General features: G+C 72.3%; 14 protein-coding genes and 1 pseudogene. 7 read left to right on the forward strand and 8 right to left on the reverse strand.

The window, feature by feature from the left end:
- Window positions 1-107 precede the first annotated feature (107 nt).
- The 3 genes from dxs to KK483_RS28430 all read left to right on the forward strand — a co-directional run bounded on the left by dxs (window position 108) and on the right by KK483_RS28430 (window position 5,395).
- A complete protein-coding gene (gene dxs / locus KK483_RS28420; RefSeq protein ID WP_262008062.1) occupies window positions 108-2,030 on the forward strand; it encodes a 1-deoxy-D-xylulose-5-phosphate synthase in 1,923 nt (640 codons plus the stop codon).
- 152 nt (window positions 2,031-2,182) lie between these two features.
- A complete protein-coding gene (locus KK483_RS28425) occupies window positions 2,183-3,694 on the forward strand; it encodes an amino acid permease (protein WP_262008063.1) in 1,512 nt (503 codons plus the stop codon).
- A 78-nt stretch (window positions 3,695-3,772) separates the two neighbouring features.
- Window positions 3,773-5,395, forward strand: a complete 1,623-nt coding sequence (locus KK483_RS28430) for a glycosyltransferase family 39 protein (RefSeq protein ID WP_262008064.1) — start codon at window positions 3,773-3,775, stop codon at window positions 5,393-5,395.
- On the opposite strand, the pseudogene KK483_RS28435 reads toward KK483_RS28430, so the two are convergent.
- Window positions 5,380-5,757 (reverse strand): annotated as a pseudogene (locus tag KK483_RS28435) (NTP pyrophosphohydrolase); the annotation flags it as partial. The gene KK483_RS28430 and the pseudogene KK483_RS28435 sit on opposite strands and share 16 nt — an antisense overlap.
- A 114-nt stretch (window positions 5,758-5,871) precedes the next feature.
- On the opposite strand from KK483_RS28435, the gene KK483_RS28440 reads away from it, so the two are divergent.
- Window positions 5,872-7,029 (forward strand): hypothetical protein, encoded by a 1,158-nt coding sequence (locus KK483_RS28440; RefSeq protein ID WP_262008065.1) that lies wholly within the window; start codon window positions 5,872-5,874, stop codon window positions 7,027-7,029.
- Between the two features lie 114 nt (window positions 7,030-7,143).
- On the opposite strand, the gene KK483_RS28445 is transcribed toward KK483_RS28440, so the two are convergent.
- The 5 genes from KK483_RS28445 to KK483_RS28465 all read right to left on the reverse strand — a co-directional run bounded on the left by KK483_RS28445 (window position 7,144) and on the right by KK483_RS28465 (window position 13,745).
- Window positions 7,144-9,273: a 3-hydroxyacyl-CoA dehydrogenase NAD-binding domain-containing protein gene (locus KK483_RS28445; protein WP_262008066.1), complete on the reverse strand. Its 2,130-nt coding sequence runs from the start codon at window positions 9,271-9,273 to the stop codon at window positions 7,144-7,146.
- Window positions 9,270-10,496 carry an acetyl-CoA C-acyltransferase gene (locus KK483_RS28450; protein ID WP_262008067.1) on the reverse strand — a complete coding sequence of 409 codons (1,227 nt, stop codon included), beginning with the start codon at window positions 10,494-10,496 and terminating at the stop codon, window positions 9,270-9,272. The genes KK483_RS28445 and KK483_RS28450 overlap by 4 nt, the downstream gene beginning before the upstream one ends.
- A gap of 219 nt (window positions 10,497-10,715) precedes the next feature.
- Window positions 10,716-11,990: a ribonuclease D gene (locus tag KK483_RS28455; protein ID WP_262008068.1), complete on the reverse strand. Its 1,275-nt coding sequence runs from the start codon at window positions 11,988-11,990 to the stop codon at window positions 10,716-10,718.
- A 78-nt stretch (window positions 11,991-12,068) separates the two neighbouring features.
- The gene (locus KK483_RS28460) at window positions 12,069-12,731 is read right to left on the reverse strand and encodes a response regulator transcription factor (RefSeq protein WP_242330499.1); all 663 of its coding nucleotides are present in this window, start codon (window positions 12,729-12,731) and stop codon (window positions 12,069-12,071) included.
- A gap of 321 nt (window positions 12,732-13,052) precedes the next feature.
- Window positions 13,053-13,745 (reverse strand): DUF3000 domain-containing protein, encoded by a 693-nt coding sequence (locus KK483_RS28465; RefSeq protein ID WP_262008069.1) that lies wholly within the window; start codon window positions 13,743-13,745, stop codon window positions 13,053-13,055.
- Between the two features lie 92 nt (window positions 13,746-13,837).
- Between KK483_RS28465 and hemE the strand changes: the two genes are divergently transcribed.
- The gene (hemE, locus tag KK483_RS28470; RefSeq protein WP_262008070.1) at window positions 13,838-14,920 is read left to right on the forward strand and encodes a uroporphyrinogen decarboxylase; all 1,083 of its coding nucleotides are present in this window, start codon (window positions 13,838-13,840) and stop codon (window positions 14,918-14,920) included.
- Between the two features lie 22 nt (window positions 14,921-14,942).
- Here hemE and KK483_RS28475 read toward each other — a convergent pair whose 3' ends face one another.
- Window positions 14,943-16,316, reverse strand: a complete 1,374-nt coding sequence (locus KK483_RS28475; RefSeq protein WP_262008071.1) for an FAD-dependent oxidoreductase — start codon at window positions 16,314-16,316, stop codon at window positions 14,943-14,945.
- 27 nt (window positions 16,317-16,343) lie between these two features.
- On the reverse strand, window positions 16,344-17,384 hold the full coding sequence (locus tag KK483_RS28480; protein ID WP_262008072.1) for a DUF4349 domain-containing protein: 1,041 nt from the start codon (window positions 17,382-17,384) through the stop codon (window positions 16,344-16,346).
- Between the two features lie 139 nt (window positions 17,385-17,523).
- Here KK483_RS28480 and hemG point away from each other — a divergent pair, with 139 nt between their 5' ends.
- Window positions 17,524-19,062 carry a protoporphyrinogen oxidase gene (gene hemG / locus KK483_RS28485; protein WP_262008073.1) on the forward strand — a complete coding sequence of 513 codons (1,539 nt, stop codon included), beginning with the start codon at window positions 17,524-17,526 and terminating at the stop codon, window positions 19,060-19,062.
- Between the two features lie 4 nt (window positions 19,063-19,066).
- A complete protein-coding gene (gene hemQ / locus KK483_RS28490) occupies window positions 19,067-19,786 on the forward strand; it encodes a hydrogen peroxide-dependent heme synthase (RefSeq protein ID WP_262008074.1) in 720 nt (239 codons plus the stop codon).
- Window positions 19,787-19,976: the final 190 nt, after the last annotated feature.

Consider the following 19,976-nt stretch of genomic DNA (forward strand, 5'->3'; position numbering starts at 1 on the left):
AAGGCGTGACACTCAAGGCACCGCCCGATGACCGGCGCCGCGGGCGGAAGATTAGACTCGTCCAATCGATCGGCAAGCTCGACCAGCTCACACGCAAGGAGGCACGGGTGGCACTGCTTACCCGTATCAAGGGACCGCGCGATCTGGACCGGCTCAGCCCGGAGCAGCTCGACCAGCTGGCCGCAGAGATCCGGACCTTCCTGGTGGACGCCGTATCCAAGACCGGCGGGCACCTCGGCCCCAATCTCGGCGTGGTCGAGATGACCATCGCCCTCCACCGCGTCTTCGACTCGCCCAACGACAAGGTGCTCTTCGACACCGGGCACCAGAGCTACGTCCACAAGCTGCTCACCGGCCGCCAGGACTTCTCGAAGCTGCGTGCCAAGGGCGGCCTGTCCGGCTACCCCTCGCGCGCCGAGTCCGAGCACGACGTCATCGAGAACTCCCACGCCTCCACGGTCCTCGGCTGGGCGGACGGCCTCGCCAAGGCCAACCAGGTGCTGAAGAAGGACGACCACGTCGTCGCCGTCATCGGTGACGGGGCCCTCACCGGCGGCATGGCCTGGGAGGCGCTCAACAACATCGCCGACGCCAAGGACCGCCCGCTCGTCATCGTCGTCAACGACAACGAGCGCTCGTACGGCCCGACCATCGGCGGCCTCGCCAACCACCTCGCCACCCTGCGCACCACGGACGGCTACGAGCGCTTCCTCGCCCGCGGCAAGGACATCCTGGGGCGCACCCCCGTCGTCGGGAAGCCGCTCTACGAGACGCTGCACGGAGCGAAGAAGGGCCTGAAGGACTTCATCGCCCCGCAGGGCATGTTCGAGGACCTCGGCCTGAAGTACGTCGGCCCCATCGACGGCCATGACCTCGCCGCGCTGGAGTCCGCGCTCACCCGCGCGAAACGGTTCGGCGGTCCGGTGATCGTGCACTGCCTCACCGAGAAGGGCCGCGGCTACCAGCACGCCGAGCAGGACGAGGCCGACCGCTTCCACGGCATCGGCCCGATCCACCCCGACACCGGCCTGCCCATCAAGACCGCCGCGGCCAGCTGGACCTCCGTCTTCGCCGACGAGATGGTCAAGCTCGGCAAGGAGCGCGAGGACATCGTCGCGATCACCGCGGCCATGCTCCACCCCGTGGGCCTCAAGAAGTTCGCCGACGCCTTCCCCGACCGCGTCTACGACGTCGGTATCGCCGAGCAGCACGCCGCCACCTCCGCGGCCGGCCTCGCCACCGGTGGGCTCCACCCCGTCTTCGCCGTCTACGCGACCTTCCTCAACCGCGCCTTCGACCAGGTCCTGATGGACGTGGCCCTGCACAAGTGCGGTGTCACCTTCGTCCTCGACCGGGCCGGAGTCACCGGCGACGACGGCGCCTCCCACAACGGCATGTGGGACATGTCGATCCTCCAGGTCGTCCCGACGCTGCGGCTGGCCGCCCCGCGCGACGCCGAGCAGCTGCGCGCCCAGCTCCGCGAGGCCGTCGAGGTCAAGGACGCCCCGACCGTCGTGCGCTACTCCAAGGGCGTCGTCGGCCCCGCCGTCCCGGCCGTCCGCCGCGTCGGCGGCATGGACGTCCTGCGCGAGCCGGGCACCGCCGAGCCCGATGTGCTGCTGGTCTCCGTCGGCGCGCTTGCGCCCATGTGCCTGGAGATCGCCGGCCTCCTCGACAAGCAGGGCATCTCGACCACCGTCGTCGACCCCCGCTGGGTCAAGCCGGTCGACGAGCAGCTCGCGCCCCTCGCCGAGCAGCACCGCGTCGTCGTCACCGTCGAGGACAACAGCCGCGCCGGCGGCGTCGGCTCGGCCGTCTCGCAGGCGCTGCGCGACGCCGGTGTGGACGTACCGATGCGTGACTTCGGCATCCCGCCGCGCTTCCTCGACCACGCCTCCCGCAAGGAGGTCATGGCCGAGATCGGGCTGACCGCCCCGGACATCGCCCGCCAGGTCACCGGCCTGGTCTCCACCCTGGACGGACGGCTCGACGACGACCCGGCCGCGGCCCCGGAGCCCGCACGCGACTGACGAACCGATTCATCCGGCGTACGCATTGGGCCGGTCGGAGCACCCTGGGCGGCTCCGGCCGGTCCTTTCGTGTGAAAGGCATCCGGTGGACGGGCGGCTTCCCGTACCCATCTCGATCATGGGCTCATGGCCATGGGTACGGAGGTACACCGGTGAGCACAGATCAGCAGCCCCGCCACGACCCCGGGGTGTTCCGCACCAAGACGGTGGAGCAGTCGATCCGCGACACCGAGGAGCCCGAGCACGCGCTGAAGAAGTCCCTGTCCGCCTGGGACCTCACCGTCTTCGGCGTCGGCGTCATCATCGGCACGGGCATCTTCGTGCTCACCGGCATCGTGGCCAAGGAGAACGCCGGACCCGCGACCGCCCTGGCCTTCGTCGCCTCCGGCATCGTCTGCGCCCTCGCGGCGCTGTGCTACGCCGAGTTCGCCTCCACCGTGCCGGTGGCCGGTTCGGCGTACACCTTCGCGTACGCCTCGATCGGCGAGCTGCCCGCCTGGATCATCGGCTGGGACCTGGTCCTCGAATTCGCCCTCGGCACCGCCGTGGTGGCGGTCGGCTGGTCCGGGTACGTGCGCAGCCTCATGGGCAACGTCGGCTGGGACATGCCCCCCGCGCTGGCCGGGCCCGACGTACCGGGCGGCACCTTCGACCTGCTGGCCTTCCTGCTGGTCCTGCTGCTGACCGTCATCCTGGTCGTCGGGGTGAAGCTGTCGGCCAGGATCACCGCGGTCGTGGTCGCCATCAAGGTCACCGTCGTGCTGATGGTCATCATCGCGGGCCTGTTCTTCATCAAGGGCGCCAACTACCAGCCGTTCATCCCGAAGGCCCAGCCGCAGCCGACCGGTGCCGGCCTCGACTCCCCGCTGGTCCAGGTCCTCTTCGGCTACGCGCCCACCAACTTCGGTGTCATGGGCGTCTTCACCGCGGCCTCCATCGTCTTCTTCGCCTTCATCGGCTTCGACGTCGTGGCCACCGCCGCCGAGGAGACCAGGAACCCGCAGCGGGACATGCCGCGCGGCATCCTCGGCTCCCTGCTCGTCTGCACGCTGCTCTACGTGGCCGTGTCGCTCGTCGTCACCGGCATGCAGCACTACACGCAGATGTCGGCCAGCGCCCCGCTCGCCGACGCCTTCAAATCCGTCGGCCAGCCCTTCTTCGCCGGTGCCATCAGCTTCGGCGCGGCCGTCGGCCTCACCACCGTCTGCATGATCCTGCTGCTCGGCCAGACCCGGGTGTTCTTCGCGATGAGCCGTGACGGACTGCTGCCGCGCTTCTTCTCCGTCACCCACCCGAAGTTCCGCACCCCGTACCGGCCGACGATCCTGCTGGGCGTGATCATCGCCATCGTCGCCGGCTTCACCAGCCTCGAAGAGCTCGCGGCACTGGTGAACATCGGCACGCTCTTCGCCTTCGTCATCGTGGCGCTCGGCGTCATCGTGCTGCGCCGCACCCGGCCCGACCTGCACCGCGCCTTCCGCACCCCCTGGGTGCCGGTGATCCCCATCGTGTCCATCGCGGCCTCGTTCTGGCTGATGCTCAACCTCCCGGCCGAGACCTGGCTGCGGTTCGCCATCTGGATGGCCATCGGCATCGTCGTCTACTTCCTCTACGGCTACTGGCGCAGCCGCCTCGGCAAGCTGGGCGCGGACGCCAAGTACTGAACACACCGGAGTGCCTGACTCCATCCGGCCCTGTATGTCCTGCTTCAGTGGGACATACGGGGCCTCTACTGTGTGCGCATGCTCACCGCGCCGCTGCCGTCGCCACGGTACGCAGCCGCCGCCGTGCCCCTCGGCGGCCGGTCACCCGGCGGATACTGGCGGCGGCTCGTCCCCGTCCTCGCCGTCCTCGCGGCCATCACCCGGATCCCTTCCTTCCGGCACCCGCTGTGGAACCCCGACGAGGGCCATCTCGCCGTCCAGGCACGGATACTCGCCAGTGGGGGAGCGCTGTACGACACGGTCGTCGACCGCAAGCCGCCGCTGCTGCCCTGGCTGTACGAGGCCAGCTTCGCCCTCTTCGGCGACGACTCGCTGCGCCCGCTCAAGCTGCTCGCCGTCCTCGCCCAGCTGCTCACCGCCGTGCTGCTGGCCGCGACCGCACGCGACCGCTGGGGCGACCGGGCCGGACGCACCACGGGTGTGCTCTATCTGCTCGTCTCGGTCGGGCTCAACCCCGAGGACGCCCAGGCCGCCACCTTCGAGATCTTCATGCTGCCGTTCACGGCCGCGGCCGTGTGGTGCGCGGGCAGGGGCCGGTGGACCGGGGCCGGGCTTGCCGTCGCCGGGGCGTTCCTGATGAAGCAGACCGGCGGGGCCGTGCTCGCCCCCGTGCTGTGGCTGCTCTGGCGCAGCGCACCGCGCCCGTCGCCGTACCGGGCCCATCTGCTGCGGATCGCCCTCGCGTTCACGCTGCCCGTGCTCGGCGCCGCCCTGCTCACCGACCCGTCGGGGTTCCTGTTCTGGACGGTGACCGGCTCCGGCGCGTACGCCGCGTTCACCGGCTCCGAACTCCACGTCCTCTTCCGCGCCCTGGCGAACACCGCGCTGCTGTGCGCCGCCTGCGCCGGCCTGATCGCCCCCGTCGTCCGGGTGCTGCGGGTGGCCAGGACCGGCGCGGCCGACCTCTGGCTGTGGCTCGCCGCCTCCGTCGCCGCCGTGCTCCTCGGTTTCCACTTCTTCGGCCACTACTACCTCCAGCTCCTGCCGCCCCTCACGCTCCTGGCGGCCGCCGCCCTCCAGGTCCTGCCGCGCGACCGGCTCGCCTCGGCGCTGCTGACCTCCGCCGGGGCCTGCGGGCTGTTCCTGCTCTGGGGGATGCTCGCGCCGCGACCCGAGCTCGCCCATGCGCAGCGGATCGCCGCGGAGGTGCGCCACCGCACAGGCCCGCAGGAGCGGGTGCTGATGTGGGGCATGCACCCCGAGACGTACTGGCTCGCCGACCGCACGCCCGCCAGCCGTTATCTCACTGCCGGACTGCTCACCAACTACAGCGGCGGGCGCGACGGCCCCCACGTCGGCGAGAAGTTCGGGATGGCGGGCGCCTGGCCGGTCTTCCTCACCGAGTTGCGGGACCGCCCGCCGGTACTGATCGTCGACGACTCGCGCGGCAAGCCGTACGCCCCCGAGGAGCTGCCCACCCTGCGCCGTCTCCTCGCCGGACGGTACGAACCGCTGCCGGACCCCGTCGACGGCGCGGTCCTCTACGTCCGCTCGCCGGGCGGCTCGGGGGACCCGGAGGGACCGGGCCGCTCGGATGACCTGGCGGACCTGGCGGACCTGGCGGACCTGGCGGACCTGGCGGACCTGGCGGACCTGGCGGACCCGGCGGACCTGGGGGACCCGGGGGCCTCGGGGGGCTGACGCACCGCCCTCGGACCCATGCACTGCGCGCCCAGCGCCTCGACCCGCTCGCGCAGCCCCCGGTCCGCGGTCACCACGACCCGGGTGCGGTCAGGGGCGGCCCCGACCAGCTCGACGATGCGGTCGTCACCGCTGCCGGGCGCGGCCTCGACCCGTACCTCCGGCACGGACTCCACGCCCCGGGCCCGCCCCTCCACGACGAGCACCACCTCGGCGGGCCCGGGATGCCCGGGAATGCCCTCCCGGGCGACCGGGACGAGCCCGTCGCGCAGCCGCACGGTGGCGCCGAAGCGGTCCCGCCACCATCCGTCGGGGACCGAGCCGACCACGTTCGCGGCATCGACGATCAAGAGAATCCGCATGTCAGGAGGGTTGCACAGACCAGCGTGCGACCGCACTGATCGAAGTGTCCGACGAGTGTTATCGTCACGTCAATCAAGCGCTTGCACGGCGCTCAGGGAAGGTGGCTAGGGGCAATGGCACTGAGGCTGGTGCGGAGGGCGAAGCAGCGAACGGACAGGGCCCGGCGGCCCGGGAAGCAGCCCCGCCGCGCTCCCGACGCGACCCCCTCGCTCCCGGCCGACCCCGCCCTGCCGCCCACCACCGGCTGGCTGCTGCGCGGCAAGGACGGCCGGCTCACCGCCTACGCGCCGGGCGACCAGGGCATCCTGCGCTGGACCGAGACCCGGCCCGGCGGGCCCGAGTGGGACGGTCCGACGTTCTTCCCGGTGCCCGATCTGCTGCCGCATTTCGCCCTGGCGCAGGGTGCGGACGGCTATGTGCACCTCGCCGGGACCCTGCGCCGGCGCAACGCGAACGGTGAGAGCGTCACGGAGATGACGACGACCATGCAGTACCAGTCCGGCCGCCCCATGCGGCAGTGGCACAGCATGGGCACCCCCTATCCGACGGACCGGGAGCGGGCCGGGCGAATAGGGTTCCCCTCCTCCCTCATCGACCCCCGGGGCGCCCTGCACGTCTTCATCCGCAACGCCGAAGGCGGGGTGACCCACCGCCCGCAGTCGCTGAACGGCCGCTGGGGTTCCTGGGCCGATCTCAAGGGCGGCGATGTGCGGGGCGTGCCGGCCGTGGCGACGACCGACGCCGGCCTCACCGAGGTCGTCGCGGTGACGGAGACCAGCGTCCTGCGCTGGGTCCATGATGCGCTGGGAGCACCGTTCGAACGGGCCGACGACATCGTGGTGGCGGTCGTGCCGGGTTCGGTGAGCTCCGAGCGCACCGGCCGCGGACGACTGACCCACTTCTGGCGCGAGGCCGCCACCGGCACCGTCCAGGCGTGGCGCGAGGGCATGGACGAGCCGGCCGCACTGGGCGGCACCGGTGGCTGGGGACCGCTCGCGCTGCTCCGCACACCGGTCGACGGGCAGGACTGCACGATCATGGCGCAGAGGGGCCCGGACGGGCGTCCTGCGCTGGCCGCGTACCCGACGGAGAACGAGTCGGCGGGGGCCGAGTGGACGTCCTCGGGGGAGCCCTGCGTCGGCGTTCCCGCCCTGGCGGTCGACGGCAGCGGACGGGTGGTGCTGACCGCTCTCGGGGCCGACGGCACGCTGCGGGTGACGCGTCAGAAGGCCGAGTCGGGCCTGGCGATGGAGCCCTGGACCACGGTCTGAACCCCCGGCGCCCCGGACGGGGCGCCGGGACAAGAACGCGGGGACGGTGGGCCGGGACACAGGCGAGGGCCGTACGGGAAATCCCGTACGGCCCTCGCGCCGTTCACCGGCCGGTTACGCGGGAACGCTCGCGACGCCCTGCGCCAGGAACCTCTTGCCGTTCACGCGCTCGCTGACACCCTCGCGGTCCAGGTACGGCGTGATGCCGCCCAGGTGGAAGGGCCAGCCGGCGCCCGTGATCAGGCAGAGGTCGATGTCCTGCGCCTCGGCCACGACGCCCTCTTCCAGCATCAGGCCGATCTCCTGCGCGACCGCGTCCAGGACGCGCGCCCGGACCTGCTCCTCCGTCAGGACGCTGTCGCCCTGCTTCAGCAGCGCGGCGACCTCCGGGTCGAGCTCCGGCTTGCCGCTGTCGTAGACGTAGAAGCCGCGCTTGCCGGCCTCGACGACCGCCTTCAGGTTCGGGGAGACCGTGAAGCGGTCGGGGAAGGCGCGGTTCAGCGTCTCGGAGACGTGCAGACCGATGGCCGGGCCGACCAGTTCCAGCAGGACCAGCGGCGACATCGGCAGACCGAGCGGCTCGATCGCCTTCTCGGCGGTGGCGACCGGGGTGCCCTCGTCGATGACGTTCTGGATCTCGCCCATGAAGCGGGTCAGGATGCGGTTGACGACGAACGCCGGGGCGTCCTTCGTCAGCACCGCGGTCTTCTTCAGCTTCTTCGCCACACCGAAGGCGGTGGCCAGCGAGGCGTCGTCCGTCCGCTCGCCGCGGACGATCTCCAGGAGCGGCAGCACCGCGACCGGGTTGAAGAAGTGGAAGCCGACGACCCGCTCCGGGTGCCGGAGCTTGGAGGCCATCTCGGAGACCGACAGCGAGGAGGTGTTGGTGGCGAGGACGGCGTGCGCCGGGGCGACAGCCTCGATCTCCGCGAACACCTTCTGCTTGACGGACATCTCCTCGAAGACGGCCTCGATGATGAAGTCCGCGTCCGCGAAGCCCTCGGCCTTGTCGAGCACACCGGTGACCAGGGCCTTGAGGCGATTGGCCTTGTCCTGGTCGATCCGACCCTTGCCGAGCAGCTTCTCGATCTCGGCGTGGACGTAGCCCACACCCTTGTCGACGCGCTCCTGGTCGATGTCGGTGAGGACGACCGGCACCTCCAGGCGGCGCAGGAAGAGCAGCGCGAGCTGGGAGGCCATCAGACCGGCGCCGACGACGCCGACCTTGGTGACCGGGCGGGCCAGGTTCTTGTCCGGCGCGCCGGCCGGGCGCTTGCCGCGCTTCTGCACCAGGTTGAAGGCGTAGATGCCGGAGCGCAGTTCGCCGCCCATGATCAGGTCGGCGAGGGCGGTGTCCTCCGCGTCGAAGCCCTTCTGGAGGTCGCCGTCCTTGGACGCCTCGATGATGTCGAGGGCGCGGTACGCGGCCGGGGCCGCGCCGTGCACCTTGGAGTCGGCGATGAACCGGCCGCGGGCGACGGCCTGGTCCCAGCCCTCACCACGGTCGACCTCGGCGCGCTCGACGGCCGTCTCGCCCTTGAGGACGGACGCCGTCCAGATCAGCGACTGCTCCAGGAAGTCGGCGCCTTCGAAGATCGCGTCGGCGATGCCGAGCTCGAAGACCTGGCCGCCCTTGAGCTGCTTGTTCTGGTTCAGCGAGTTCTCGATGATGACCGAGACCGCGCGGTCCGCGCCGATCAGGTTCGGCAGGATCGTGCAGCCGCCCCAGCCCGGGACCAGGCCGAGGAAGACCTCGGGCAGCGAGAAAGCCGGGATGGCCTTGGAGACGGTCCGGTAGGTGCAGTGCAGACCGACCTCGACACCGCCGCCCATCGCCGCGCCGTTGTAGTACGCGAACGTCGGGACGGCCAGGCCGGACAGCCGCTTGAAGACGTCGTGGCCGCCCTTGCCGATGGCGAGCGCGTCCTCGTGGCGCCCCAGCAGCTCGACGCCCTTCAGGTCGGCGCCGACGGCGAAGATGAACGGCTTGCCGGTGATGCCGACGCCGACGACGGCGCCCTCGGACGCCTCCTTCTCCACCTGGTCGATGGCGGTGTCGAGGTTCGCCAGGGACTGCGGTCCGAAGGTGGTCGGCTTGGTGTGGTCCAGGCCGTTGTCCAGCGTGATCAGCGCGAACCGGCCCGCACCGGCGGGCAGTTCGAAGTGGCGCACATGGGCGCTGGTGACGACCTCGTCCGGGAACAGCTCGGCCGCGCCCTTCAGGAGCTCAGCGGTGGTGCTCACTTGTTGCCTCCGGCGTCCTTGTGGTGCGGGTTCTCCCAGATCACGGTGGCGCCCATGCCGAAGCCGACGCACATCGTGGTGAGGCCGTAACGGACCTCCGGCTGCTCCTCGAACTGGCGGGCCAGCTGCGTCATCAGACGGACGCCGGAGGAGGCGAGCGGGTGGCCGAAGGCGATGGCGCCGCCGTACTGGTTGACGCGGGCGTCGTCGTCGGCGATGCCGTAGTGGTCGAGGAAGGCCAGGACCTGGACGGCGAAGGCCTCGTTGACCTCGAACAGGCCGATGTCCTCGATGGACAGCCCCGCCTGGGCGAGTGCCTTCTCGGTCGCCGGGATCGGGCCGTAGCCCATGACCTCCGGCTCGACTCCGACGAAGGAGTACGAGACGAGGCGCATCTTCACCGGCAGGTTGTTCGCGCGGGCGAACTCCTCGGAGGCGATGATCGAGGCGGTGGCACCGTCGTTCAGGCCCGCGGCGTTGCCGGCGGTGACGCGGCCGTGGACACGGAACGGCGTCTTCAGACCGGCGAGGTTCTCCAGGGTCGTTCCCGGGCGCATCGGCTCGTCGGCGGTGACCAGGCCCCAGCCGGTCTCGCCGGCCTCCGGGGAGGTGCGGCGCACCGAGATCGGCACCAGGTCCTGCTGGATCCTGCCGTTGGCGTACGCCTTGGCGGCCTTCTCCTGCGAGCGCACGGCGTACTCGTCCGCGCGCTGCTTGGTGATGTGCGGGTAGCGGTCGTGCAGGTTCTCCGCGGTCATGCCCATGAAGAGGGCCGACTCGTCGACGAGCTTCTCCGACACGAAGCGCGGGTTCGGGTCGACGCCCTCGCCCATCGGGTGGCGGCCCATGTGCTCGACACCGCCGGCGATGGCGACGTCGTACGCACCGAAGGCCACGCTGCCCGCGACCGTGGTCACGGCGGTCAGCGCGCCGGCGCACATGCGGTCGATCGAGTACCCGGGCACGGACTGCGGCAGTCCCGCGAGGATGCCGGCGGTGCGGCCGATGGTCAGACCCTGGTCACCGATCTGCGTGGTCGCGGCGATGGCGACCTCGTCGATCTTCTTGGGGTCGAGGTCCGGGTTGCGGCGCAGCAGCTCCCGGATCGCCTTCACGACGAGGTCGTCGGCGCGGGTCTCGTGGTAGATGCCCTTCGGGCCCGCCTTGCCGAACGGGGTGCGGACGCCGTCGACGAAGACGACGTCCCTGACGGTACGAGGCACGATGGCTCTCCTCCAGGGTGCGGGATGGCACTGCTGCGGCGCGCATGCCTGAGCGTGCGCTTGCTTCCCTCATGCTACTTGTGGGTAACCATGCTGCCCAGCCCCCGGGGCGGGAGCGGCGAAGGTCACACGGGGCCGCCCGCGCCGACGGGGAGCCGCCGCTCCCCGTACGCCGGAGGGACTCCCTCGGGAGCCCCTCCGGCGATTCGGAAGCGGGTGTCAGGCCGTTGCGGTGAGAGCCCGGGTCAGTGCGGGCGTCACCTGCTCGATCTGCCACGGGCGGGCACCGTGCGCCGCCAGCGCCGCGCCCACCGCCTCCGGCGTCGCCTCCGCCGGTGGCTCCCAGCACAGGCGCCGCACGGTGTCCGGCGTGATCAGGTTCTCCTGCGGCAGGTTCAGCTGCTCCGCCAGCGTGGACACGGCCGCCCGCGCCGCCGAGAGCCGCGCCGCGGCCTCCGGGTCCTTGTCCGCCCAGGAGCGCGGGGGCGGAGGGCCCGCCACCGGCTGTCCGGGCTGCGGAAGCTCGGCGTCGGGGAGCGTCCGCGCCCGGTCCACCGCTGCCTGCCACTGCTCCAGCTGCCGCCGGCCCATGCGGTGCCCGAACCCGGGCAGCGCGGTCAGCGCGTGCACGCTCACGGGCAGCGCAAGGGCCGCCTCGACGATCGCCGCGTCACTGAGCACCTTGCCCGGCGACACGTCCCGCCGCTGGGCGACCTTGTCCCGCGCGGTCCACAGCTCCCGTACGACCGCCATCTGGCGCCGCCTGCGGACCTTGTGCATGCCCGACGTGCGCCGCCAGGGGTCCTTGCGCGGCGGCGGGGGCGGCGCGGACGCGATCGCGTCGAACTCCTGCTGCGCCCACTCCAGCTTCCCCTGGCGGTCCAGCTCCTTCTCCAGCGCGTCCCGGAGGTCGACGAGCAGCTCGACGTCCAGCGCCGCGTACCGCAGCCAGGGCTCCGGCAGCGGGCGGGTCGACCAGTCCACCGCGGAGTGGCCCTTCTCCAGCGCGTAGCCGAGGACGGACTCGACCATCGCGCCGAGCCCCACGCGCGGGAAGCCGGCAAGGCGGCCGGCCAGCTCGGTGTCGAAGAGGAGCGTGGGCACCATGCCTATTTCGCGCAGGCAGGGGAGGTCCTGCGTCGCGGCGTGCAGGATCCATTCCGCGCCGGCGAGCGCCTCGCCGAGCCCGGAGAGGTCGGGGCAGCCGACGGGGTCGATGAGCGCGGTGCCCGCGCCTGCGCGGCGCAGCTGGACGAGGTACGCGCGCTGGCCGTACCGGTAGCCGGAGGCGCGCTCGGCGTCCACGGCGACGGGGCCGCTGCCGGCCGCGAAGGCGGCGACGACGGATTCGAGGGCCTCGGGTGTGGAGATCACCGGGGGAATGCCCTCACGCGGCTCCAGCAGGGGGATCGGCGCCGGTTCGACGTCGTCCGGGGGGCCGCCCCCGGTGGTTCGCAGGTCTGGTTCTGCTGCGGTCTCTTGGGCGTCGGTCACCTGTCAAGGGTATCTGTGAACGGCAAGCGCCCGTCGACGGAACGTTCCGTCGACGGGCGTCGGCCCGGTGTAAAGCGGTCAGTGGATGATGCCGGTACGCAGCGCGACGGCGACCATCCCGGCCCGGTCGCCGGTGCCGAGCTTGCGGGCGATGCGGGCGAGGTGGCTCTTCACCGTCAGCGCGGACAGGCCCATCGAGACGCCGATCGCCTTGTTCGACTGGCCCTCGGCGACCAGCCGGAGCACCTCGACCTCGCGGCCGGACAGCTCGCGGTAGCCGCCCGGGTGGCTCGGGGCACCCGGGGGGCGGCGGTGCAGCCGGGCCGCGGCGGAGCCGATGGGGGCGGCGCCGGGGCGGGTCGGGTGGCCGAGGTTCGTACGCGTACCGGTGACGACATAGCCCTTGACCCCGCCCGCCAGCGCGTTGCGGACCGCGCCGATGTCGTCGGCGGCGGAGAGGGCGAGGCCGTTGGGCCAGCCCGCGGCGCGCGTCTCGGACAGCAGGGTCAGCCCGGAACCGTCGGGCAGGTGGACGTCGGCCACGCAGATGTCGCGCGGGTTGCCGACGCGGGGGCGGGCCTCCGCGATGGACGACGCCTCGATGACGTCACGTACTCCCAGGGCCCACAGGTGGCGGGTGACGGTGGAACGGACGCGCGGGTCGGCCACGACGACCATGGCCGTCGGTTTGTTCGGGCGGTAGGCGACCAGGCTTGCGGGCTGCTCGAGGAGAACGGACACCAGGCCTCCTGGAAAGGTGCGGGACGGGGCCGGCTCGGGGATGAAGCCGGGGCGAACCGTGCTTGAAGGGTCACCACCTCTTCGGCAGCAAACCCGCCCGCCTTTAGAGAAAGATCACGATTTGGTGAGTAACAATTCCGGCAATTCGGACGCGTGATCGATCATCTGATGAGTGCGTTCCAGGGGGAGCACATCGCCACCGCACCCGCACCGCACCCGCACCGCATCCGCCACCGCAGCGCGACCGCGCCCCGGGTGCACCCCGGGGCGCGGTCGCGGCGCGCGGTCGGCGCGAGCCGGGGCCCGTTCCGGACGACACATCTATCGCGGCTGCGGGCCCCTGCGCTGGGGGAGGGAGACGACCCCCGCGGCCGTCGGCGCCGAGGCGTCCGGCTGCTGCGGGCCTGCCGGGGGCAGGCCCGCGATCTGGCAGAGCAGGTCGCACCAGGCCGTGAGGTGCGCGGCCGTGTCCGGGACACCGTCGCGGCCCTCCCGCGGGGTCCACGAGGCGCGGATCTCGATCTGGGTCGCCGGGCGACGGTTCGCGAGTCCTCCGAAGTAGTGAGACCCCGCCCGGGTGACGGTCCCGCTCGCCTCCCCGTACGACAGCCCCCGCGCCTCCAGCGCGCCCGTCAGCCAGGACCAGCAGACCTCGGGCAGCAGCGGGTCGGCCGCCATCTCCGGCTCCAACTCAGCCCGTACCAGCGTCACCAGCCGGAAGGTGCCCTTCCATGCGTCGTGGCCCGACGGGTCGTGCAGCAGGACGAGCCGGCCGTCCGCGAGATCGTCGTCGTCCTCGACGACCGCCGCCTCCAGCGCGTACGCATGCGGTGCGAGGCGCTGTGGCGGCCGGGTCGGATCCACCTCGATCTCCGGACGCAGCCGCGCCGCCCCCAGTGCCTCGACCGCGAGCCTGAACGCACGCGGGACGGAGTTCCGCTCCGCGCGGTCCGTGTCCCCGGCGCCGCCGGAATGATCGGAAGGATCGGAAAACTGTCCCTGAGCCGCAGCCATGCGGGGAAGAGTAAGCGGAACGCGCGCTGCGCGCAGGGAGGGACACCCTGCCCCGGCCGAGCTCCTTGCGCGCACATGCGAAGATTCTGGGCGTGAGCGCCAACGACAGCCCCTCGGGCCAGCAGACTGAGACCCCGGCGACTTCCGCCGCCTACGACTCCGCCTTCCTGAAGGCGTGCAGGCGCGAGCCCGTACCGCACACGCCCGTCTGGTTCATGCGCCAGGCCGGCCGGTCGCTCCCCGAGTACCTGAAGGTGCGCGAAGGCATCCCGATGCTGGAGTCGTGCATGCGGCCGGAACTGGTCACCGAGATCACGCTGCAGCCCGTACGGCGCCACAACGTCGACGCCGCGATCTACTTCAGCGACATCGTCGTCCCGCTCAAGGCCATCGGCATCGACCTCGACATCAAGCCGGGCGTCGGCCCCGTCGTCGCCGAGCCGATCCGCCGCCGCGAGGACCTCGACCGGCTGCGCCCGCTGACCCCCGACGACGTCGCCTACGTCACCGAGGCGATCGGCATGCTCACCGGCGAGCTCGGCGCCACCCCGCTCATCGGCTTCGCCGGCGCCCCCTTCACCCTCGCCAGCTATCTCGTCGAGGGCGGCCCGTCCCGCAACCACGAGCACACCAAGGCCCTCATGTACGGCGACCCGCAGCTCTGGGCCGACCTGCTGGACCGGCTGGCGGACATCACGGCCGCCTTCCTGAAGGTGCAGATCGAGGCCGGTGCCTCCGCCGTCCAGCTCTTCGACTCCTGGGTGGGCGCCCTCGCCCCCGCCGACTACCGGCGCTCGGTCATGCCCGCGTCCGAGAAGGTCTTCCGCGCGGTCGAGGAGTACGGCGTCCCGCGCATCCACTTCGGCGTCGGCACGGGCGAACTGCTCGGCGCGATGGGCGAGGCCGGAGCCGATGTCGTCGGCGTCGACTGGCGCGTCCCCCTCGACGAGGCCGCCCGCCGGGTCGGCCCCGGCAAGGCGCTCCAGGGCAACCTGGACCCGGCGGTCCTCTTCTCGACCCCCGAGGCGGTCGAGGCGAAGACCCGCGAGGTCCTCGACGCCGCCGCCGGCCTGGAGGGCCATGTGTTCAACCTGGGCCACGGCGTCCTGCCGACGACCGACCCGGACGCACTGACGCGGCTCGTGGAGTACGTCCACACGCGCACCGCGCGCTGAACCGCACACGGAGCCGGGGCGGTCAGCGCTCTGCCGCCCTGACCGCCGACGCCGCCTTTCTCGCCGCCACCAGTACCGGGTCCCACACCGGCGAGAACGGCGGGGCGTAACCGAGGTCCAGGGCGGTCATCTGCTCGACCGTCATCCCGGCCGTGAGCGCGACCGCCGCGATGTCCACGCGCTTCCCTGCGCCCTCGCGGCCGACGATCTGGACGCCGAGGAGCCGGCCCGTGCGGCGCTCGGCGAGCATCTTGACCGTCATCGGGGCCGCGCCCGGGTAGTAGCCCGCGCGGCTGGTCGAGCCGACCGTCACCGCGACGAAGCGGAGCCCCACCTCGCGGGCGTCCTTCTCGCGCAGCCCGGTGCGGGCGATCTCCAGGTCGCACACCTTGCTCACCGCCGTGCCGACGACGCCGGGGAAGGTGGCGTAGCCGCCGCCGACGCCCGCGCCGATCACCTGGCCGTGCTTGTTCGCGTGGGTGCCGAGCGGGACATGGCGTTCGCGGCCGGACACCAGGTCCAGCACCTCGACGCAGTCGCCGCCGGCCCAGATGTTCTCGTACCCGCGCACGCGCATCGCGAGATCGGTGAGCAGGCCCCCGTACGACCCGAGGGGCAGCCCCGCAGCGCCCGCGAGCGCCGTTTCGGGCTCGACGCCGATGCCGAGCACGACGACGTCGGCCGGGTACTCGGCGTCCTGTGTGGCGACGGCGCGCACCCGGCCGTCCGGGCCCGTCAGGACCTTGCCGACCTCGGCGCCGTTGACGGTCGTGATGCCCATGCCGTCCATGGCCTCGTGCACGAGCCGGCCCATGTCGGGGTCGAGCGTCACCATGGGCTGCTCACCGCGGTTGACGACGGTGACCTCGAAGCCGTGGTTCAGCAGCGCCTCCGCCATCTCCACGCCGATGTAGCCCGCGCCGACGACGACCGCCCGGCGCCCCCGCGTCCCCGCGAGGGTGTCGAGCAGGGCCTGGCCGTCGTCGAGGGTCTGCACACCGTGGACGCCCGGGGCGTCGATCCCGGGCAGCGGCGGACGCACCGGCCGGGCGCCGGTGGCGATGACGAGCTTGTCGAAACCCGTCCACGACTCGGCGCCCGACTCCAGGTCGCGGAACCTGACCCGCTGTCCCGGGACGTCGAGTTCCGTCACCTCCGTGCGCATCCGCAGGTCGATGGCGCGCGCCCGGTGCTCCTCGGGCGTACGGGCGATCAGCCGGTCCCGCTCCGGCACGGCGCCGCCGACCCAGTACGGAATTCCGCACGCCGAGTACGAGGCGAAATGGGAGCGCTCGAACGCGACGATCTCCAGCTCTTCCGGACCCCTGAGGCGGCGGGCCTGTGATGCGGCGGACATGCCCGCCGCATCACCGCCGATGACGACAAGTCGTTCCATGCGCAACACGCTACGCGGAACGGCCGTTCACTCCTGGCCGGACCCCGTCTCCCCGGACCCCGTCTCCCCGGGGGCCGACGCCTGCGCGGGCACCGGAGCGGCCGCCGGGGCCGCGACCGGGGCCGGGACCGCCGTGGCCGCCGCGGACGAGGACTTCCGCCGCCACGGCAGGACGAGCCACCGCCACACCGCGTACACCACCGCGGCCGCGGCCGCGAAGGGCATCACGGCACCCAGGACCACCAGCAGCCAGCGCACGCCGGCGACGAGCGCCTCCCAGCCACCCTTCAGCGCGTCAAGGAACGTCGGGTCGTTGTCGGACTCGGCCGCCTCCTCAGCCTCCGGCTCGGACAGCTCCAGCGTGATCGTCGCCAGCGACGTACGGTCCTTCAGCGACGCCTGCTGGGCCAGCAGCGACTCCAGCTCCGCCTGACGCCTGCTCAGTTCGCCCTCCAGGGTGACCACATCGCTCAGCTGCGTCGCCCGGTCCATCAGCTCCCGCACCCGTGCGACGCTCGCCCGCTGCGTGGCGATCCGGCTCTGCACGTCCACCACCTGGTCGGTGACGTCCTGTGCGTTGGACTTGCGGGTGAGCAGCTTTCCGCTGCCCGCGATGGCGCCGAGGACCGAGGAGTACCGGTCCTGCGGGACGCGCACCACGATCCGCGACGTCACCCGCGAGTCGTCCACGCGCTCGGTCGTCTCCTCCGAGACGAAGCCGCCCGCGGACTCCACGGTCGTACGGACCCCCGCGAGAGCCTTCGTCGCGTCCTCGACCTCCACCCACAGCTCCGCGGTACGGATGACGTGCGCGGTGACGAGCGGCTTGCCGGCGGCCTCGCCCTGCTTTCCGTCGGCGGGCCTCGCGGCGGAGCCCGCGTCGGCCGCCGCGCCGTTGTTGCCCGCCGCCCCCTTTTCGGCGGCCTCCGGCGCCGCGTCGTTCCTGCCGGCGAAGGCCGGCTTCGAGTCGGCGGACGTGCCGCTTTCGGACGCGCCGCAGCCCGTCAGCGCCAGTGAGAGTGAGGCGGTCAGGAGCGCCGCCGCCAATGCGGATCGCCGTGCACGCATGTCGTCCCCCCAGGGATGGTGGTGGATGGTGCCGGTTCGACGTACCGGGTGGGGGAGCGGGTTGCCGTATTCCGGTTCCGAAGCGGTCACGGTCGGGACTCATTACGGCCCGGGGAAGGCGGTTTGAGAGAGTGGACGCATGAACGCGCAGACACGTACGGGGCATGTCGTCGTCATCGGCGGCGGCATCGCCGGGCTCGCCGCGGCGCACCGGCTGCTCGCCGCGGGGGTGCGTGTGACGCTGCTGGAGGCGACCGGGCAGCTCGGCGGCAAGCTCCGGACCGGCGAGATCGCGGGCGCGCCCGTCGACCTCGGCGCCGAGTCGATGCTCGCCCGCCGCCCCGAGGCCGTCGGCCTCGCCCGGGCGGTGGGCCTCGGCGACCGGCTCCAGCCCCCCGCCACGTCCACCGCGTCCGTGTGGACCCGGGACGCGCTGCACCCGATGCCCAAGGGCCATGTGATGGGCGTGCCGGCCGACGCCGGGGCGCTGTCCGGGCTCCTCTCGGCCGAGGGCATCGCCCGCGTCAGGCGGGAGGGCGAGCTGCCGCCGGCCGAGGTCGGCGACGACGTCGCCGTCGGCGCGTTCGTCGCGGAGCGCCTCGGCAGGGAGGTCGTCGACCGGCTCGTGGAGCCGCTTCTCGGCGGGGTGTACGCCGGGGACGCCTACCGGATCTCGATGCGGGCCGCCGTGCCGAACCTGTTCGAGGCCGCCCGCCGGCACCCCACCCTCACCGGCGCCGTCCGCGAGCTGCAGGCGGGCGCCGGGCAGCAGGCGCAGGCAGGCCCCGTCTTCATGGGCCTCGACGGCGGCGTCGGCACCCTCCCGCTCGCCGTCGCCGCCGCGGTGCGCGCCGCGGGCGGCGAGATCCGCACGCACGCACCGGTCATGGCGCTGCGCCGGGTGACGACGGACGCGTACGCCGCGGCGTCCGGCACGGCGCCGTCCGGTACCGCGGCGTTCCGCGCACCCGGCGAAGACACCGGCACCGGCACTGGCATCGGCACCGGCTCGTCCGGCTGGCAGGTCGTCGTGGCCGACGGCGAGGCGGTTCTCGCCGACGGCGTCGTGCTCGCCGTGCCCGCCTGGTCCGCGTCCGCGCTGCTCGCCGCCGAGTCGCCGGTGGCGGCCACCGAGCTCGGCGCCGTGGAGTACGCGTCGATGGCGCTGGTCACGCTCGCCTTCCGCCGCTCCGACCTGGCCGGACGGCTGCCGGAGGGCTCCGGTTTCCTCGTACCGCCCGTCGACGGCCGGGCGATCAAGGCGTCCACCTTCTCCGCCCAGAAGTGGAGCTGGGTCGCCGACCGGGCCCCCGGCCTGTTCCTGCTGCGCACCTCCGTCGGCCGCTACGGCGAGGAGGAGCAGCTGGACCGCGAGGACGCCGAGCTCGTCGACGTGTCGCTGAGTGACCTCGGCGAGGCCACGGGCCTCGCCGCGAGGCCCGTGGCGAGCGAGGTGACCCGCTGGATCGGCGGGCTGCCGCAGTACCCGGTCGGGCATCTGTCCCGGGTGGCCCGCGTCCGAGACGCCGTAGCCAAGCTGCCCGGACTGCGGGTGTGCGGGGCGGCGTACGACGGCGTGGGCATCCCCGCGTGCATCGGCAGCGGGCAGCGCGCGGCGGACGAGATCATCGCCACGGCCCCCCTGGTGCGGGGCACTGTCCGTGACGGGCGAGAATAGGCGTATGAGTGCGCCCGAAAAGATCCCGAACGCCGGTAAGAAGGCGAAGGACCTCAACGAGGTCATCCGCTACACCCTGTGGTCCGTCTTCAGGCTTCGAGACGTGCTCCCACAGGATGCGGACCGCGCCGGGTACGCCGACGAGGTCCAGGAGCTGTTCGACCAGCTCGCCGCCAAGGACGTCACCGTCCGCGGCACGTACGACCTGTCCGGCCTGCGCGCCGATGCCGACCTGATGATCTGGTGGCACGCGGAGACCGCGGACCAGCTCCAGGAGGCGTACAACCTCTTCCGCCGCACGAAGCTGGGCCGCGCCCTGGAGCCGGTCTGGTCGAACATGGCGCTGCACCGCCCCGCCGAGTTCAACAAGTCGCACATCCCGGCCTTCCTCGCCGACGAGACGCCGCGCGACTACGTCTCCGTGTACCCCTTCGTGCGCTCGTACGACTGGTACCTGCTTCCCGACGAGGACCGGCGCAGGATGCTCGCGGACCACGGCAAGATGGCCCGCGGCTACCCCGATGTGCGGGCGAACACGGTCGCCTCGTTCTCCCTCGGCGACTACGAGTGGCTCCTCGCCTTCGAGTCCGACGAGCTGTACCGCATCGTCGACCTGATGCGGCACCTGCGCGCCTCCGAGGCCCGCATGCACGTCCGCGAGGAGGTCCCGTTCTACACGGGGCGTCGTAAGAGTGTTGCCGATCTTGTGGCGGGCCTTGCGTAGAGCCGGCTCGCGGCCGGGGGTTCGGGGGTTGTCCCCCGGATAGTGCGGTACGGGGCGTCGTAAGAGTGTTGCTGATCTTGTGGCGGGGCTTGCGTAGAGTCGGCTCGCGGCCGGGGGTTCGGGGGTTGTCCCCCGGATAGTGCGGTACGGGGCGTCGTAAGAGTGTTGCTGATCTTGTGGCGGGGCTTGC

It is taken from the genome of Streptomyces sp. FIT100 (genome assembly GCF_024584805.1).
In the GTDB taxonomy this organism is placed as follows: domain Bacteria; phylum Actinomycetota; class Actinomycetes; order Streptomycetales; family Streptomycetaceae; genus Streptomyces.

What these genes read in the sequence shown, in the direction of transcription:
- hemG (WP_262008073.1), top strand. Translation starts at nt 17,524, where the DNA reads ATGAACGCGCAGACACGTACGGGGCATGTCGTCGTCATCGGCGGCGGC.
- KK483_RS28475 (WP_262008071.1), bottom strand. Translation starts at nt 16,316, where the DNA reads ATGGAACGACTTGTCGTCATCGGCGGTGATGCGGCGGGCATGTCCGCC.
- hemQ (WP_262008074.1), top strand. Translation starts at nt 19,067, where the DNA reads ATGAGTGCGCCCGAAAAGATCCCGAACGCCGGTAAGAAGGCGAAGGAC.
- KK483_RS28465 (WP_262008069.1), bottom strand. Translation starts at nt 13,745, where the DNA reads ATGGCTGCGGCTCAGGGACAGTTTTCCGATCCTTCCGATCATTCCGGC.
- KK483_RS28480 (WP_262008072.1), bottom strand. Translation starts at nt 17,384, where the DNA reads ATGCGTGCACGGCGATCCGCATTGGCGGCGGCGCTCCTGACCGCCTCA.
- KK483_RS28440 (WP_262008065.1), top strand. Translation starts at nt 5,872, where the DNA reads ATGGCACTGAGGCTGGTGCGGAGGGCGAAGCAGCGAACGGACAGGGCC.
- KK483_RS28430 (WP_262008064.1), top strand. Translation starts at nt 3,773, where the DNA reads ATGCTCACCGCGCCGCTGCCGTCGCCACGGTACGCAGCCGCCGCCGTG.